General features: G+C 44.4%; 14 protein-coding genes and 2 pseudogenes. 13 read left to right on the forward strand and 3 right to left on the reverse strand.

Annotation, left to right across the window (positions count from 1 at the left end):
- Position 1 precedes the first annotated feature (1 nt).
- Positions 2–1,066: a dTDP-glucose 4,6-dehydratase gene (gene rffG / locus CEQ48_RS17915; RefSeq protein ID WP_089072144.1), complete on the reverse strand. Its 1,065-nt coding sequence runs from the start codon at positions 1,064–1,066 to the stop codon at positions 2–4.
- A 238-nt stretch (positions 1,067–1,304) separates the two neighbouring features.
- On the opposite strand from rffG, the gene rfaD reads away from it, so the two are divergent.
- From rfaD to CEQ48_RS17975, 12 genes and pseudogenes are all read left to right on the forward strand, one after another.
- Positions 1,305–2,249, forward strand: a complete 945-nt coding sequence (rfaD, locus tag CEQ48_RS17920; RefSeq protein ID WP_089072145.1) for an ADP-glyceromanno-heptose 6-epimerase — start codon at positions 1,305–1,307, stop codon at positions 2,247–2,249.
- Positions 2,250–2,465: 216 nt separating this feature from the next.
- A complete protein-coding gene (locus CEQ48_RS17925; protein ID WP_089072146.1) occupies positions 2,466–4,238 on the forward strand; it encodes a bifunctional glycosyltransferase family 4 protein/polysaccharide deacetylase in 1,773 nt (590 codons plus the stop codon).
- Positions 4,239–4,252: 14 nt separating this feature from the next.
- Positions 4,253–4,813, forward strand: a complete 561-nt coding sequence (locus CEQ48_RS17930; RefSeq protein WP_198301196.1) for an acyltransferase — start codon at positions 4,253–4,255, stop codon at positions 4,811–4,813.
- Position 4,814: 1 nt separating this feature from the next.
- Positions 4,815–6,015: pseudogene (locus CEQ48_RS17935) on the forward strand (O-antigen ligase family protein).
- On the forward strand, positions 6,015–7,052 hold the full coding sequence (waaF, locus tag CEQ48_RS17940) for a lipopolysaccharide heptosyltransferase II (RefSeq protein WP_198301197.1): 1,038 nt from the start codon (positions 6,015–6,017) through the stop codon (positions 7,050–7,052). The pseudogene CEQ48_RS17935 and the gene waaF overlap by 1 nt, the downstream one beginning before the upstream one ends.
- Positions 7,049–8,098, forward strand: a complete 1,050-nt coding sequence (locus CEQ48_RS17945) for a glycosyltransferase family 9 protein (protein WP_057563046.1) — start codon at positions 7,049–7,051, stop codon at positions 8,096–8,098. The genes waaF and CEQ48_RS17945 overlap by 4 nt, the downstream gene beginning before the upstream one ends.
- Positions 8,099–8,100: 2 nt before the next feature.
- A complete protein-coding gene (locus CEQ48_RS17950; RefSeq protein ID WP_181715198.1) occupies positions 8,101–8,883 on the forward strand; it encodes a glycosyltransferase family 32 protein in 783 nt (260 codons plus the stop codon).
- Positions 8,883–10,163 (forward strand): lipid IV(A) 3-deoxy-D-manno-octulosonic acid transferase, encoded by a 1,281-nt coding sequence (gene waaA / locus CEQ48_RS17955; protein ID WP_198301198.1) that lies wholly within the window; start codon positions 8,883–8,885, stop codon positions 10,161–10,163. The genes CEQ48_RS17950 and waaA overlap by 1 nt, the downstream gene beginning before the upstream one ends.
- A complete protein-coding gene (locus tag CEQ48_RS17960) occupies positions 10,160–10,540 on the forward strand; it encodes an HAD-IIIC family phosphatase (protein WP_000734013.1) in 381 nt (126 codons plus the stop codon). The genes waaA and CEQ48_RS17960 overlap by 4 nt, the downstream gene beginning before the upstream one ends.
- Positions 10,531–12,114 carry a glycosyltransferase family protein gene (locus tag CEQ48_RS17965; protein ID WP_089072151.1) on the forward strand — a complete coding sequence of 528 codons (1,584 nt, stop codon included), beginning with the start codon at positions 10,531–10,533 and terminating at the stop codon, positions 12,112–12,114. Before CEQ48_RS17960 ends, CEQ48_RS17965 begins: the two co-directional genes overlap by 10 nt.
- Entirely contained in the window at positions 12,111–12,854 is a 744-nt protein-coding gene (locus CEQ48_RS17970) for a glycosyltransferase family 2 protein (RefSeq protein ID WP_089072152.1), read from the forward strand. The genes CEQ48_RS17965 and CEQ48_RS17970 overlap by 4 nt, the downstream gene beginning before the upstream one ends.
- Complete coding sequence (locus tag CEQ48_RS17975) at positions 12,851–13,780, forward strand: WavE lipopolysaccharide synthesis family protein (RefSeq protein ID WP_089072153.1); 930 nt, start codon at positions 12,851–12,853, stop codon at positions 13,778–13,780. The genes CEQ48_RS17970 and CEQ48_RS17975 overlap by 4 nt, the downstream gene beginning before the upstream one ends.
- Before the next feature lie 3 nt (positions 13,781–13,783).
- On the opposite strand, the pseudogene CEQ48_RS17980 reads toward CEQ48_RS17975, so the two are convergent.
- Positions 13,784–14,744, reverse strand: a pseudogene (locus CEQ48_RS17980) (WavE lipopolysaccharide synthesis family protein).
- A 3-nt stretch (positions 14,745–14,747) separates the two neighbouring features.
- Complete coding sequence (locus CEQ48_RS17985; protein WP_198301199.1) at positions 14,748–15,455, reverse strand: 3-deoxy-D-manno-octulosonic acid kinase; 708 nt, start codon at positions 15,453–15,455, stop codon at positions 14,748–14,750.
- 133 nt (positions 15,456–15,588) lie between these two features.
- On the opposite strand from CEQ48_RS17985, the gene CEQ48_RS17990 reads away from it, so the two are divergent.
- The gene (locus CEQ48_RS17990; protein WP_198301200.1) at positions 15,589–16,656 is read left to right on the forward strand and encodes a glycosyltransferase family 9 protein; all 1,068 of its coding nucleotides are present in this window, start codon (positions 15,589–15,591) and stop codon (positions 16,654–16,656) included.

Below are 16,656 nucleotides of genomic sequence, written 5' to 3' on the forward strand. Positions count from 1 at the left end.
CTTATTCTCCTTCTCCTAAACGCTCACGGCTGTATGAGCCGTCCAACACTCGGCTCCACCATTCACGGTGATGTAAATACCACTCTACAGTTTTGCGAATGCCGGATTCAAAGGTCTCTTCTGGCTTCCAGCCCAGCTCTCGCTCGATTTTCGACGCATCAATCGCGTAGCGAACATCATGCCCTGGGCGGTCTTTCACGTAAGTAATGAGGTCGGCGTAATGGGCAATACCCACGGGCTTATTCGGTACCAACTCTTCAAGTAATGCACAGAGCGTGTTGACGACTTCAATATTGGCTTTTTCATTGTGTCCACCAATGTTGTAGGTTTCCCCCACCAGACCTTCGGTCACCACTTTATACAGTGCTCGTGCGTGGTCTTCGACAAACAGCCAATCACGAATTTGCATACCATCGCCATACACAGGCAGGGCTTTTCCTTCCAGTGCATTCAAAATCATCAATGGAATGAGCTTTTCTGGAAAATGATAGGGGCCGTAGTTGTTTGAGCAGTTGGTGACTATAGTGGGTAAACCATAAGTACGTAGCCAAGCGCGCACCAAGTGGTCACTGGATGCTTTGGAAGCAGAATAAGGACTACTTGGTTCATAGGCGGTCGTTTCGGTAAAGAGGTCGTCCGTACCTTCTAAATCGCCATACACCTCATCGGTTGAAATGTGATGAAAACGAAACGCGGCTTTACGTTCACTCTCTAAATGGCTCCAGTAATGACGAGCCGCTTCGAGGAGGGTATAGGTGCCAATAATATTGGTTTCGATAAAGGCAGCTGGACCATCAATAGAGCGGTCAACATGAGATTCAGCCGCTAAGTGCATAACCGCATCGGGTTGATACTCTGCAAAAATACGGTCTAGCTCGGCACGGTCACAGATATCGATTTGCTCAAAAGCATAACGTTCGCTACCAGCCACTGACGCTAAAGATTCTAAATTGCCTGCATAAGTCAATTTATCTAAGTTTACGACACTGTCTTGAGTGTTCTGGATGATATGACGAACAACAGCAGAGCCAATAAAACCGGCGCCACCTGTAACTAATATCTTCATTCTACGTCCATTTTTTGTTAGAGGCTTATTACGATGCGTCTGCATACACATTTACAGGAACGCTACCGCCCTTGGGTAATGCTCCCAATAGCGTGATCGACGAATTTTCATTGCACGAGTCTAAACCAAAACGCTGTGACGGGCGAGCTTTGGAAAGAGACGAGATAGATTTTGTGATTACAGCATTAGAATGACGGGCTATAATGCGTGCAACTGTTCGCATCTATAGGAATTCATAATGATTATCGTAACTGGCGGCGCTGGCATGATTGGCAGCAACATTATCAAAGCGCTTAATGAGCGCGGTATCACAGACATTCTGGTCGTCGATCATTTGAAAAATGGTCGTAAATTCAAAAATCTGGTTGACCTACAGATCGCTGACTATATGGATCGAGATGACTTCCTAGCTCAGATCATGGCCGGCGATGATTTCGGGCCCATTGACGCCATTTTCCATGAAGGTGCTTGCTCTGCCACCACAGAGTGGGATGGCAAATATGTCATGCTCAACAACTATGAATACTCTAAAGAGCTGCTGCACTACTGTTTAGATCGTGAAATTCCCTTTCTGTATGCCTCTTCGGCTGCCACTTATGGTGAAACAGATACCTTTATTGAAGAGCCGCAGTATGAAGGTGCACTCAACGTTTACGGTTATTCGAAGCAGCAATTTGATAACTATGTGCGCCGCCTATGGGCAGATGCAGCGCAGCATGGTGAAACTTTATCGCAAATTACCGGTTTTCGTTACTTCAACGTCTACGGTCCTCGTGAGCAACATAAAGGTTCGATGGCTTCGGTTGCCTTTCATTTGAACAATCAAATGAACGCGGGTGAAAATCCAAAACTGTTTGCTGGCAGCGAGAATTTCAAACGTGATTTCGTATATGTCGGCGATGTCGCTGCGGTCAATTTATGGTTTTTAGATAACGGTGTATCCGGTATTTTTAACTGCGGCACAGGTAAAGCGGAGTCGTTCAACGAAGTGGCGAAAGCGGTAATCGCTTTCCATGGTCGTGGCGAAGTCGAAACCATTCCATTCCCAGACCATCTTAAAGGTGCTTACCAAGAGTTTACTGAGGCTGATCTTACTAAGCTTCGCGCTGCTGGCTGTGATGTAAAGTTCAAGAGCGTGGCTGAAGGTGTCGCTGAATATATGGCGCTGATTAATCGAAAATAAGGGATACACCTATCCCCTCTTAACTTCTCCCTAAAACGGGAGGAAAAAATGGGATTACCACTGGGTGGAACAAACGGAATCAACCGCTTGCTGGGTGGACAAATGGATTTGTCCCCTTGTAGAGAGGGATAGATAGAGTAATTGCTTCCCAAAAGGGAAGGTGTAAAAAATTGGCTCCTAAGGGGCGTATAACCATATGTGGAAATTGGAGTTTAGATGAATGTTTTGATGGCCCTATCCCAACTCGAAGTAACGGGAGCCGAGGTGTACGCCACTAGTGTAGGTAATGAGCTCACTCGACGTGGCCATCAGGTATTTTATGTTTCCGATACGCTCACCAAAGCTCACGATGGCCTGTTTTTTAAACTGCGCTTTAATAAACGCAGCATCCCGCGGCGCTTTTGGCATGTCGCCTATCTGGTTTACCTGATCAAGAAACATCAGATCCAGTTAGTCCATGCTCACTCACGAGCATCAAGCTGGAGTTGCCATATTGCCTGCCGCTTGACTAATACCCCTATGGTTACCACGGTCCATGGCCGTCAACCGGTACATGCTTCGCGCAAAAAATTCCATGCAATGGGAGATAAAGCGCTCCCGGTTTGTGAAGCTATACGAGATCAATTAATCAAAGATCTCGATGTACCAGCGAGCCAACTGCACGTAAGCCGTAATGGGATAGAAACAAGTACCTTTAAACGTAGCGCTGCACCCAATAATCCTAAGCCGGTTATCTCTATCATTGGCCGACTCAGTGGCCCGAAAGGTGAAATTTGCTATAGGTTGCTGACAGAGTGTTTAGACCTCGAGCGCTACCAAGTTCAAGTGATCACAGGTACACCGTTAACTGAGCGTTTTAGTGCACTACAAGCTAAAGTCTCATTTCCCGGCTACAGCGCTAACGTTGAACAGGTCATGGGTCAATCAGATTTGGTGATTGGTGCAGGGCGAGTCGCGATGGAGGCACTCCTATGTGGCCGCCCGACCCTTGCGATTGGTGAAGCAAGCTGCGTGGGGATTATCGAACAGGATAATCTAAACCAAGCCATGGCAACCAATTTTGGCGACATCGGCCCACAAGATTTGGCGATAGATTTCCAGCAGATCCCCGCTTTGATTGAGCAAGGCCTAAGTCAACCGCACTGCGCTCAAGAGATCACTGAACAGATCAAGCTTAACTATGATTTACAAGTGATTGTGAATGAGCTTGAAAGCCTTTATCAAACGGTTTATGTCAACAAGTTACAACGAGAAGTCCCCATCATCATGTACCACCGCTTTATTCGTGATGACAGCGAAAAAGGTGTACATGGTACTTATTTGCATGTTCAGCAGCTTGAGAAACATTTTCGGTTGCTTAAAAAGATGGGCTTTGAAACTCTGACCTTCAAAGATCTCTCTGAGAAGGGATTTATTCATCGCTTACAATCGGGCAAGCGTTTTATCATAATTACCGTGGATGATGGCTATCGCGATAACTATGAATTGTTACTGCCGCTGCTCAACAAGTATCAATTTAAAGCCGTGGTGTATGTGGTGACTGGGGAGAATTTTAATCGCTGGGATGTCGAAGTGAGTGACAACCCAGAAAAAGTGGTCCCTTTGATGTCACCTGAACAAGTTAAAGCGTTACATGACTCTGGATTAGTAGAAATTGGTGGCCATACGGTGACTCATCCTTTTTTGAGTAAGCTCAGCGAATCAGAACAGCGCGAAGAGATATTGCGCAACAAACTCGAACTTGAAGCGCTAATCGGAGAGCCACTGACCTCCTTTGCTTATCCTTATGGTGACCATGATACAACCTCTAAACAACTCGCTCAGGCGCTGGGTTACCCATTTGCCGTAGCAACCAACAGTGGTCCACTTTTGATGCACAAAGATCCCTATCAAATACGTCGGATTGCGATTTTTCCAAGAACCGACACTTTTGGTCTGTGGCGAAAAGTGAAAGGGAATTACCTATTTAGAAAAATGAACAAAAAATAAATAAGAGGTTGCAGATGGCTGGCTTTGGTTTAATTGCAAAATTACGTAATAAAATTCGGGTAAAACCTAACAACAGTATTCAAATAGGTAAAAACACACGTATTCGCTATTGCGACATTTATGTGAATGGAGAGAATAATCGACTCATTATTCATGATGGTGCAAATTTAAAAGGCGTCTCGATTGAACTCAATGGTAATAATTGCCTTTTAGAAATTGGCGAAAACTGCGTAATTGGCGAAAATTGTTTTTTATCATGCCGAGAATATGACACAACATTAATTATTGGTAGCGAATGCATGTTTTCGCGCAATGTAAAACTGATGACCAGTGACGGACATGATATTTTATATAAAGGGGAGAGGATAAATCCTGCTCGTGATATAACAATTGGAGACCACGTTTGGTTAGCGGATAACGTCACGATCTTAAAAGGAGTGGATATCGGTTCCGGTTCGATTATTGGTATCAACTCTACGGTGACAAAATCGATTGACCAGTATTGTATTGCCGCAGGCAACCCTGCGAAAAAAATCAAAGGCAATATTAATTGGAACACGACCCTGAGCTATTAAAATGAATAATAAAATAACTAAAGTATCAATTTTTTTTTACTGTTTCACTACTTTTAATTACGCCTGGATTTTCTGTTGCAACGGTAGGATTACTGACTCTCTACTCTAGTGTTAAATTAATTAAAAATGGCTTAAATCTTAATAAATTCGACATTATTCCTCTTATAAGCCTGAGTGCGTATTTTTTGTCAAACTTACCAATTACAATTATTGATGGTGGTACTTTAAGATATTTAGATGCAGGAATTCGTACTCTGTTATGTATACCTATATACTTTTTCATTAAGAATGAAATTTCCAAAGGCGCAAATTTAGATAACACACTATGCACATCAACCATATTGGCTTCTTTTGGTGCTTTAGCTTTTGCTTTTTATCAATTTTTCATATTGAACATGCCACGCGTTGATGGTTTTCTATTTAGTATTAACTTTGGTTATCTCGCAGCAGCTTTAGCCATCATATCTTTTGGCTTATCCTTCACACAAACTCAGTTCAAACATTATTTGTATCTCTCAGCGATAGCTGCAACTGTGGCGACAACTCTAACCTTAACAAGAGGAGCTATTTTAACGCTACCCTTAGTTTTCATATTGTTCTTTATCGTCAATGTAAGAAAATTAAAATTTAAACAGACCCTCTTTTTTACTCTAGTTGGCTTTTTATTACTCTCGGCCAGTTATCAAATCTCACCGCGTATACAAGAGCGCGTTGATTTTACCATTTTTGAAATATCCAGCATTGCTAGTAACAATGTCCAGGCTGCAGCTTCATCAGGTGCTCGGCTTCAACTCTGGTACGCTGCTCTTGAAGCATTTAAACGCAGTCCTATTTTGGGTACGACATATTCGGAAAGAGAAAGCTTAAATATTGAACTTTTTAAAGAAGGAAAAGTGGATGAATGGACGAGCACGGTGCCCAGAGGTCATGCACATAGCCAGTATTTTGAAGCTATAGCCAGTAATGGAACATTGGGAATTCTGGCGATTTTCGCGATGCTTGTTTTACCATTTGGGGTATTTTTAAGCGACTATCGAAAAACAGGCTGTCCAATCAGCCAAACTGGATACCTTTTTGTCTTTGGTTTTATCCTTTTCTGTTTAACTGAAGCACCGTTACAAGCCAATCTTATTGGAACCTTTTATGGCTTTATGGTGGCAATTTTCTATGCTTACATCGCAGCCAGAAGAGCAAAAAATTGATGAAAATTCTTGTTATTGGCCCATCTTGGGTTGGCGATATGGTCATGTCACAAAGCTTGTACCAGCGCCTCAAACAGCAGCACCCTGACGCACAGATTGACGTTCTAGCGCCGGCTTGGTGTAAGCCCATTTTGGAACGTATGCCTGAGGTCAATCAAGCGATTGAAATGACTATCGGTCATGGTGCTTTCAATCTGCTTGGGCGCCGCGCTATTGGGTGTGAGCTGAGAGATAATCGTTATACACATGCCATTGTGCTACCTAATTCAGCCAAATCAGCCTTGATCCCTTGGTTTGCTAACATTCCAAAACGTACCGGCTGGAAAGGTGAATTTCGTTATGGGCTGCTTAATGACTTACGTCCGGACAAACGTGTTTTTCAATACATGGTTGAAAGGTACGTCGCATTAGCTCATCCAAAAGCCACTATGCTTGCAGACGTTTCGTTAGAACATTGCCCAAGACCTAAACTCGTCATCGACGCCATCGCGCAGCAAGCCGCTCGACAGCGACTCGGTTTAGTCTCATCGCGTCCCGTCATTGGACTCTGTCCTGGTGCAGAATTTGGCCCCGCGAAACGCTGGCCTGACCATTACTACTCTGAAGTCGCTCGTTATGCTATTGAGCAAGGTTTTCAAGTATGGCTTTTTGGCTCAGCAAAAGATCACCCCGTCACCACCCAAATTCAACTGGCTTTAAGTGAAGAGCAACAGGAATACTGCGCCAATCTCGCCGGCGAAACCTCTCTCATCGAAGCCGTTGATCTGCTTGCAGCTTGCCATACTGTGGTCAGTAACGATTCTGGTCTAATGCACGTTTCAGCCGCTGTTGGTTGTAACATTGTGGCAATTTATGGTTCAAGCTCTCCCAAGTATACGCCACCACTGACGGATAAACTGGCCGTCGTACATACAGAGATCGAATGTCGTCCGTGCTTTAAACGAGTTTGTCCGTTAGAACATTTAAATTGCTTAAATCAACTAAAACCTGCACAAGTCATTAAAGCTTTAGATAACTTTATTGGAAAAGATTCATGAAACACCTCTGGTTTGAAAAAGGTGCTTATGCTTCGAAAGCGGCACGCCAATACTTAAATGACCATTTTAACCCTCTAGCAGTTAAGAAAATCGCTGTCATTCGTCATGCAGCGCTTGGCGACCAAGTCATTGTGCGCCCCTTTTTAGTTGAGGCTAGAAAGTTCTTCCCTAATGCCGAAATCACCTTGGTAACAGTGTCAAACTACCTCTATGGAACCCCCTCAGAGCTAGCGGACAAAACAGTAATAATGAAAAGCCGCGATGATTCCAAACAGCTGTCACTCAAGCAAAAATGGCAAGACTATAACCAACTGGAAGCACAAGACATTATCTTTGATGTGGCTGGTACGAATCGCTCTTACTGGATGACATTACTGACTAAAGCGAAACTCAAAGTGGGTTTTCCTTACAAACCCTTTTTATGTGGCACTTTGTATAACTTGGCAGTCTTTCGCTCTGATTTTCAACCGGAAGTGGAATGCATGCTCGATATGCTGAAAATCCTTGGCCATAACCCGAGTTATCCGCTTGATTTTGCTTACCCTGACAATAGGCAGATCTGCGATCATGCCGCTCCGTATATCGTCTATTTCAGTGGAGCCTCCCAGCTGCGCAAAATTTTAACTAAGCCTGAGATGCGGGCAGTGATTGAGCAAACTATTCAACAACAACCGAATGTGAAACATGTCTTTCTTGAAGGAAAGAATGAGTTTGAAAAAGGTGAGTATCTACAAGACCTAGCCGACAATGGCTCGTTAACGATTCAGCCATGTTTGCCTCTTGATGACTTAGTCACCTTCATTGCGAAAGCAACTCTAGTGATTGCTCCCGATACGGGCATCCGAAACGTGGCAATATCAACTCACACACCAACGGTGGGGATTTTTTATGCTACGGTTCCCTTTCGTTACACCCCCCTCTATGAAGCGCATACTATCGTGATGAATGCGAATGGTGAAAAACCGTCTACTGAGCAAATTACCTCAGCGATTGATACAACATTAAAAATGCGCTTGGCTGCAGCCAAAAACACACAGGAACAATGAATATGAGCAAAGTAACCGTATTGATCGCCAATCGACTGATCCGCCTGACTGGCAACCTGTTTAAGATGCTCTCTTACCCGTTTCATTGGATGTTTCCAAAGCTGCGGTTTACGATTCCCGCTTACTCACCCGCCAAGCTAAAAATGCGCGCCAATGCCACCATTCCACGCACCATTTGGCAAACCAACTTCACCGATCAAGCTTCATTACCGGTTTATCTTAACTATTTGTTTAACCGTCTCATGTCGCTCAACTGTGACTATCGCTATGTGAGTACCGAAGCGCGTGGTGAGTTCTTAAAAGAACATGCATCACCAGAAGTTTATGACGCTTATTCACGCCTCACTAACGGTGCAGCCCAAGCTGACTTATGGCGTTTAGTGGTACTCAATACCTATGGTGGTGTGTATATGGATATTGATGCCACGCTGGTATGGCCGCTCGATAAGCTGCTCGGCGACTCACAAGAGCTGTATATTCGCATTAAAAATAATACCGAGATCACCAACTACTTCATTGCGACTGCACCAAACAATCCCGATCTGCAGGCCACTATTGAACAGGTGGTTTATAACGTGAATCACTACGAGCCTTCGATGGGGGTGTATCACTCCACAGGACCAACGGTACTCAATAACATCTTGTCTGCTAAAGCGGTGATTCACACCCAAGATCGTAAATACGTATGTATTCAGGGCACCTTTACCAATGAACACTTCCAGTACATTGATAAACCTCGTGGTAAATGGACACACATCAATCCCGAAGATCTCGTGAAAAAATAATGCTGCTCCGTACGCTTTATACGCTTTTACTCACTTTAGCTGCACCGTTTTTACTGTATGGCCTCTATCGCCATAAACAGGGGAAACCCAGTGTCGGAAAACGTTGGAAAGAGCATTTCGGCGCTACCCCACCACTAAAAGCCACAAACCCACCGATCTGGATCCATGCCGCGTCGGTGGGTGAAACCCTAGCGGTAACGCCACTCATAAAACAAATTAAGCAACGTTCACCGAATACACCAATTCTGCTGACTACCACGACCCCGACGGGTGCAGAACAAGCGGAAAAGTTGGCGGATTGGGTTGAGCATCGCTATACCCCGATTGATTTTTCGTTTGCAGTAAGAGGCTTTTTGCGTCGTGTCCGACCTTGCCAATTGATCATAGTGGAAACAGAACTGTGGCCAAATACTCTGCATACCGTTGCCAAAGCGGGTTTGCCGATTACACTCGTGAATGCACGACTTTCGGAAAAATCCTATCGCGGCTATCAGCGTATTCGCCCGTTCTTTAACAGTATGGCGAAACCTCTCAGCCTAGTGTTATGTCAATTTGCAGACGATGCGCAGCGTTTTATTCAGCTCGGTGTGGCTGAGACAAAAATCAAAATTACCGGTTCGATTAAGTTTGATATCAACATCACCTATGAGGTGATTGCTCAAGGTGAAGCGCTCAGAACGGCTTTAGGTAAACATCGTCCAGTCTGGATAGCCGCCAGCACACATCAAGGTGAAGATGAAATTGTGCTTGCGGCACATCAAGAAATCCTCAAGCAGCATCCTAATGCTTTGTTGATTTTAGTGCCGCGCCATCCTGAACGTTTTGCGGCAGTGCATAAGCTCGCAGCTAGCCTTTTTTCAGTGCAAACTCGTAGCAGCCAACAAACCATAACCTCCGACACTCAAGTGTATCTCGGCGATACCATGGGAGAGATGCTGGTATTACTCGGCGCTTCTGATGTGTGTTTTATGGGTGGCAGTTTAGTGGGCAAAAAAGTCGGTGGGCATAATTTGCTTGAACCTGCTGCACTGGCAAAACCCATCATTACAGGCTCTAGTTTTTACAACTTTACTGATATCACCCACGCGCTCATCAATGCACATGCCTGTGTGATTGCTGACCAATCAGAAACTATTGCCAAGCTGGTAAACCATTGGTTTGCTGATGTTCAAGAACGGCAGCAGTGCGGAAAAAATGCCTTAGCGATTGTGATGCAAAATCGTGGAGCTCTCGAAAACACCTTGACCGAATTAGGTTTTACTAAGGAATTCGCCCAATGAAAAAATTAATCGTCGACCTCGACGGCACTCTCACCCAAGCCAATACTTCAGATTATCGTAACGTGCTACCTCGGCTTGATGTGATTGAACAGCTTCGCGAGTACCACCAACAAGGGTTTGAGATTGTGATTTCGACGGCGCGTAATATGCGCACTTATGAAGGTAACGTCGGCAAAATCAATATCCACACGCTTCCTATCATTACTGAGTGGCTGGATAAACACCAAGTGCCTTATGATGAAATTTTAGTAGGAAAACCTTGGTGTGGGCACGATGGCTTTTACATTGATGATCGCGCCGTGCGCCCTTCCGAATTTGCCTCGATGAGTTTGGAAGAGATCCACCAACTCTTTGAGAAGGAAAAATCATGTTCCTAATTATGTCTGGTGCCTATGTTGGCCAAGAGTTGGAATCTGAATTTGGGCGTATTCCTCCGAGTTTTCTGCCGTTAGGCAATCGTCGCCTGTTTCAGCATCAAGTCGCTTTGGCACCACAAGGCGTAAAAGTCTATCTCTCTTTGCCTGAGTCTTATGTGGTCTCAGAGATTGACCGCCAATGGCTTGAACAACATCAGGTGACAATTATCGCGACGCCGGATGGACTCAGTTTAGGGGCATCACTGGTGGCGGCACTCAATATTAGTGGGCACTTACTCAATGCACCACTGCACATCCTCTACGGTGATACGCTATTTAACCAACTACCCGTTGGCGATGATATCGTCAGCGTTTCCACCGCAAAAGACAGCTATAACTGGGCCGTATTAACTAATGATGACGTTGATTGGCTACAAGATGCCAATACGCCCATGAGTCACGAAAGTCAGCGAATTATCGATGGTTACTTCAAATTCAGCCGACCACGGGAACTGGTTCGTTGTATCACACAGAGTGAATGGAAGTTTATTGCAGGCCTCAATCGCTATCATAAAAGCGTCGGCTTAAGTGCCGTCAATTCCATCGGTTGGCTCGATTTTGGCCATGTGAATACTTACTATCACTCTAAAGCCGAATTCACCACTCAGCGCGCCTTTAATGAACTGACCATCACCGCTAAATGGATTGAAAAGTCGAGCATCAAAAACCAAAAAATCGCCGCTGAAGCTTACTGGTTTGACAATCTGCCGATGGCGATGCGTGGTTTCATTCCACAATATTTAGGCAGCCAAAACAGCGAGGGGAAAATTTCCTATCGTTTAGAGTATCTCTACCTAACAGCACTGAACGAATTATTCGTTTTTTCCAGATTACCGAGCCAAATCTGGCAGAAAATCTTAGCTAGCGCAGTGGAGTTTTTAAGTCTATGCCTTGAGCAAACGGTCGAGCCCAATGCTCCCATCAATACTCTCGACATACTGTTTGCCGATAAAACCGCTCTACGCCTTAACGAATTCTGTACAGCGCGACACATCACTTTAGAAGATCAATGGCAGTTTGCTGGACAAAATATTTCGCTAGCGCAAATTCTACGTGATAGCCAAAAACATCTACCTGATAGCAAACCCTTGCTAGGGGTCTTACACGGTGATTTTTGCTTTAGCAATATTTTGTATGACTTCCGAGCCAACAAAATTAAGACGATTGATCCTAGAGGAATGACGCCTGACGGGCAGAAAACACTGTATGGTGATATCCGCTACGATCTCGCTAAACTGAGTCATTCGATTCTAGGTTTATATGACTGGATTATTGCCGGTTACTACCATGTTGAGATTGCCGATAACGCGATCGAATTAAAGATTGCCGAACAGAGCCATCATAAAGAGACGCAACAAGGTTTTATCGAACTGATTGAACAGACCTTCGGTCTCACGGCGAAAAATCTCTACGCGATGCAAATTCAACTATTCCTCTCCATGTTGCCTTTGCATGCCGATGATCGTCGCCGCCAAGATGCCTTGTTTGCGAATGCATTTCGTCTCCACCAAATTTTATTAAGGCTTGCTCAATGATTGTGATCCCAATGGCGGGAATGAGTTCTCGCTTCTTTAAAGCCGGCTATACCCAGCCTAAATATATGCTTGAAGCCCATGGTCAAACTCTGTTTGAACACTCGGTCAACAGCTTTGCCGCCTATTTTGCTAGCACTCCGTTTCTGTTTATTGTGCGCAATGTTTACGACACTGCAGCCTTTGTGCGCGAAAAAGCGACTCAGCTTGGCATTAACCAGTTTTACATTGCTGAATTGCATACCGAAACTCGCGGCCAAGCAGAAACGGTGACTTTGGGGTTAGAAGAACTCGCAAAACAGGGCGTGGACTATCAAGGCTCGATCACGGTGTTTAACATCGACACATTCCGTCCGAATTTTGTATTTCCTGACATTAGCCAACACAGCGATGGCTACCTAGAAGTATTTCAGGGCGGTGGTGACAACTGGTCTTTCGCTAAACCAGAACATGCTGGCAGCACCAAAGTGATTCAAACCGCCGAGAAGAATCCGATTTCCGATCTCTGTAGTACTGGGCTTTATCACTTCAATCGTAAAGAGGATTACTTGGAGGCGTATCGCGAATACGTTGCCATGCCTAGCCAAGAATGGGAACGAGGCGAGCTATACATTGCGCCACTCTACAACCTGCTCATTCAAAAAGGGTTAAATATTCACTACCACTTGATCGCCCGTCATGAGGTCATTTTTTGTGGCGTACCAGATGAGTACACTGACTTTTTGAGGCAGCCACAACCATGATCAAGATTGATGATGAAGCGATCACCTTTGTTGTGCAGGGGCCGGTGCAAGCAAGCGCCAGTCGTCAGCAAATCGTGGGCATCACAGAGCAGTGTTTGAACTCCATACGGCGCTTTTTTCCTAAATCGACCATCATTCTTTCGACTTGGAAAGGGCAGCCGTTGGATGGGCTCGATTACGACCAAGTGTTGGAATTGGATGATCCCGGCGCAAATACCGTTTTTTATGACGGTCAGCCAATTAAACTCAATAATAACCGTCAGATGTACAGCACCCACATGGGGCTGAAAGCGGTAAAAACGCCTTATGCAGTTAAGTTACGTACCGATAACCTGCTGACGGGTCGCCAATTTGTTGAGTTGTATGAACAATATGCCGATCTCCCCCGAGCGCAAAATTATCAATTTTTGACTCAGCGAGTGCTCACCAGCAGTACGTTTTTTATTTCGAGCCACTACGGACATCCGGTGCATTTTCATAAAAGCGATCTGTTTGATTTTGGACTGACCCAAGATCTCCTGACTATTTGGTCTGATCGCTGGATACCAGAATTACACTTCACGCTTAAGCCGGGCTACAAAGCACGCCCCCCAGCGACAGAGCAAGTTTTGTGTCTGAACTGGATCTCAGCGCTACTCGGTGAGGAGCACCATATTGAAAGTAAAACCTGCGATCACGCAGGCTTAGGTGAAGAATTTTGGTCACAGTTTATGGCCAATAACTTACTCATGGATTGTCCAGAAAATATAGGGCTTGATATCACTGAGCGCTTCTATAAACGAGGCAATCTGGCACTTGAATATGACCTTAAGGATTGGCTGTATCTTAATCAAATAACATCAATACCATGTGATAAGAAACGTCTATACCGTTACTATAGAAATCAAATAGGCCGTATACTCAAAAAGATCTATTCTTTTAATTAAATATCAATCTCTAACTTTAATAAACATAGGAGTTAAGGTTTTTCTTAATTTTAGCCTAACTCCTTTCCTAATAGTCTTAATTATGAGTGAAAAATACCAAAAAAAATTTGAAGTTTAATGGAGTGTTTTTAGTTTTTAAAAACTCGTTTTCATACAACCATTTCCATCTTTGAAATGTAAAAAAATCGTAGGGATAGCTATTTGAGTGTCGAAGACGTTTTGGTACATCTAATCCAAGTTCATCTCCGTCAACAATGATAAGATTATTTATCATAAAATTATACGATTGTTGCCTTGCAAAATGATCACCATGTTCATCTTTTAATTCATAAGGATATAGTTTTCTTGCTGCATTGCTCCAAATTTTCTGCTCTACATTAACACTGTCATTTGGATAATATTTGTGCTGCTTCTTACCACTCAATGTTGATTTGAAATCATAATCATTATATAAATCACAATCCCATACTTTAAGTAGATCCTCAACCTCACCAAATTGGAAAAAATCAGAGAAGAAGAAAGGTACACGTAGCCCCCTCTCAAACTCCTTCGCGAAATAATTAGAACAAACAAGCCTGTTATTCAGAACTGCATAACCCTCCTTACGTAAAGGAAATTGCTCAAAAATTTCTAATACCCTTCTTTTGTTTAAAATATTATCAGCTCTCAATTTCGCTGCAAATTTAGTTTTTACATGGCGTAACCCAGAAACAGTTGACACAATTTGTCGATTTATATTAACAGGTATAGCATCATTTCGTTTACTATATACAAATATAGTTGAACCTGGATCTTTATTATAAATAATAAGATCAGCTTCAATATCTTGCGTATTTTCTCCTTCCCAAGTAGATACGATAATTTGACAGCCTGGGAAAATTGATCGTAAACGTCGAACAGATGTGGAGGTAATGGACGGTGTAATAGGTCCTTGAATTACGAATGTAATCTGATCGTATAGCATATTTTACTCTTCATGTTTATAGCTAGAAATAATAGCAAACGCTTCAAGACTCCAATTAATCCTTCGCTTGCAGACTTCTTTCTCAAACGACCTCTTCAATCGTTTGAGATTTCCTTGTTTCCAACTATGACCTGATTGCACATAACACTTATCAAAATCAATAATCCATACCTTCTCTTGGTCATCAATCAAGATGTTATGAATATTAAGATCGGTGTGGTTGACTTGCGCATCGTGCATTTTGCGGATCTCACGGCCGATTTTACGATAGAGTTCATCGCTAATCGGGCTTTCTTGCAAGATACTCACAAGATCGCGGGCATTCGGCACTTTTTCACTTAAGAGATCGGCTTTATACAGAAGTCCATGTTTTTGTACGCGAGCGGCAATCGGGCGCGGCACGTTAACGCCAGCATCGCGCAAGTGATTGAGCAGCATAAATTCTTGATAGCTGCGAGTCTTTTCCCAACCGATGAACCCGTAAGAATCGGCCACTAGTTTGCCAAACAAACCACCACGACGATAATGACGCAACGCACCTTGTGTCTGTTGCAACTGTACAAACCACGTGGTGCCTCGCCCTGTCGCGCTTCCGAGCACTTTACCGTTTTGCTGCCAAAACTCGGGGTTACAACATTGACTTGGGTCTTCATGCAAAAGCGCGTCGTCAAACCAAACTTTCTGCTGCGCGTCGTTGAACGTCTGTATCAAGGGGCGATTCCTATCGTTATCCGGTAGTTTTGCAGTTTTGCTCTGCATCTGGCGTGCTGCATTTTACATTTTCTGGTCAGCTCTGCATAATTCTGGCTCAATTATCGAATAGTTTTATCGAATAGGCTTGGCTATGGCATTGTTTCAATCAGCCCCACACTCCCTCTGTATCCTGCGTTTATCGGCGATTGGTGATGTCTGTAATACGATAGCTGCCGTACAAGCGATTCAACGCCAATGGCCGCAAACACGCATCACTTGGGTGACGGGTAAACTGGAAGCAGAACTTATCCAATCTCTGCCCGATATTCAGGTCATCGTGTTTGATAAAAAACTCGGATGGCGTGCTTATACTCAGCTTTGGCAGCAATTAAAGTCTGAGCGTTTTGATGCGCTGCTGCACATGCAGTACGCTTTTCGCGCCAGCATTGCGACTTTGGGGATCAAAGCTCGCTATAAACTGGGTTTTGATGCGGCGCGCAGCCAAGATTTTCAAACTTGGTTTACCAATGTCAAAGTTCCCTCACCGGACAAAATGCACGTCTTAGATGGTTTATTGGCGTTTGTTGAGCACTTAGGTATTCGCGATATTGAGCCTAAGTGGTCACTCACCTGCCAACCTGACGATCTGACATGGGCTGAGGCGCAGTTTCAGCCCGAGCAGCCTCGCTTAGTTGTGGTGCCCGGAGCAAGCAAAGCTTATAAGAATTGGACGGTAGAGGGCTATGCAGCAGTTATTGAACATGCCCAACAACAAGGCTGGCAAGTGATCTTGGCCGGAAGCCCAGCACAAGTTGAGCGCGATCTGGCCGCGCAAGTGGAGCAAGCACTCGCTCACCCCGTCTTAAACTTGGTGGGAAAAAGCACGCTGCAACAGATGCTCGCACTGCTCGCAAAGGCAGATTTGGTGATCGCCCCCGATACAGGCCCTGCGCATATGGCTAATGCCATGCATACACCAATCATTGGTCTCTACGCTCACCATAATCCTGAGCGCACAGGTCCATACCATTATCGCCACTATGTTGTTTCCGCTTACCAAGAAGCTTTACTTGCGGAAACCGGTAAAACGCCGCAGCAGGTTGATTGGCGCACGCGGGTTAAAGACCCCAATGCGATGCAGCGCATCACTGCGCAACAAGTGATTGCGATGTTTGAGCGTGCCGCTGCTGACATCATGGCCACACGGGTGAACGATTGA

This window comes from Vibrio tarriae (assembly GCF_002216685.1).
Classification (GTDB): Bacteria; Pseudomonadota; Gammaproteobacteria; order Enterobacterales; family Vibrionaceae; genus Vibrio; species Vibrio tarriae.

Excerpts from the sequence above, each read along its gene's own strand:
- rffG (WP_089072144.1), bottom strand. The coding sequence starts at position 1,066 with ATGAAGATATTAGTTACAGGTGGCGCCGGTTTTATTGGCTCTGCTGTT.
- rfaD (WP_089072145.1), top strand. The coding sequence starts at position 1,305 with ATGATTATCGTAACTGGCGGCGCTGGCATGATTGGCAGCAACATTATC.
- CEQ48_RS17925 (WP_089072146.1), top strand. The coding sequence starts at position 2,466 with ATGAATGTTTTGATGGCCCTATCCCAACTCGAAGTAACGGGAGCCGAG.
- CEQ48_RS17930 (WP_198301196.1), top strand. The coding sequence starts at position 4,253 with ATGGCTGGCTTTGGTTTAATTGCAAAATTACGTAATAAAATTCGGGTA.
- waaF (WP_198301197.1), top strand. The coding sequence starts at position 6,015 with ATGAAAATTCTTGTTATTGGCCCATCTTGGGTTGGCGATATGGTCATG.
- CEQ48_RS17945 (WP_057563046.1), top strand. The coding sequence starts at position 7,049 with ATGAAACACCTCTGGTTTGAAAAAGGTGCTTATGCTTCGAAAGCGGCA.
- CEQ48_RS17950 (WP_181715198.1), top strand. The coding sequence starts at position 8,101 with ATGAGCAAAGTAACCGTATTGATCGCCAATCGACTGATCCGCCTGACT.
- waaA (WP_198301198.1), top strand. The coding sequence starts at position 8,883 with ATGCTGCTCCGTACGCTTTATACGCTTTTACTCACTTTAGCTGCACCG.
- CEQ48_RS17960 (WP_000734013.1), top strand. The coding sequence starts at position 10,160 with ATGAAAAAATTAATCGTCGACCTCGACGGCACTCTCACCCAAGCCAAT.
- CEQ48_RS17965 (WP_089072151.1), top strand. The coding sequence starts at position 10,531 with ATGTTCCTAATTATGTCTGGTGCCTATGTTGGCCAAGAGTTGGAATCT.
- CEQ48_RS17970 (WP_089072152.1), top strand. The coding sequence starts at position 12,111 with ATGATTGTGATCCCAATGGCGGGAATGAGTTCTCGCTTCTTTAAAGCC.
- CEQ48_RS17975 (WP_089072153.1), top strand. The coding sequence starts at position 12,851 with ATGATCAAGATTGATGATGAAGCGATCACCTTTGTTGTGCAGGGGCCG.
- CEQ48_RS17990 (WP_198301200.1), top strand. The coding sequence starts at position 15,589 with ATGGCATTGTTTCAATCAGCCCCACACTCCCTCTGTATCCTGCGTTTA.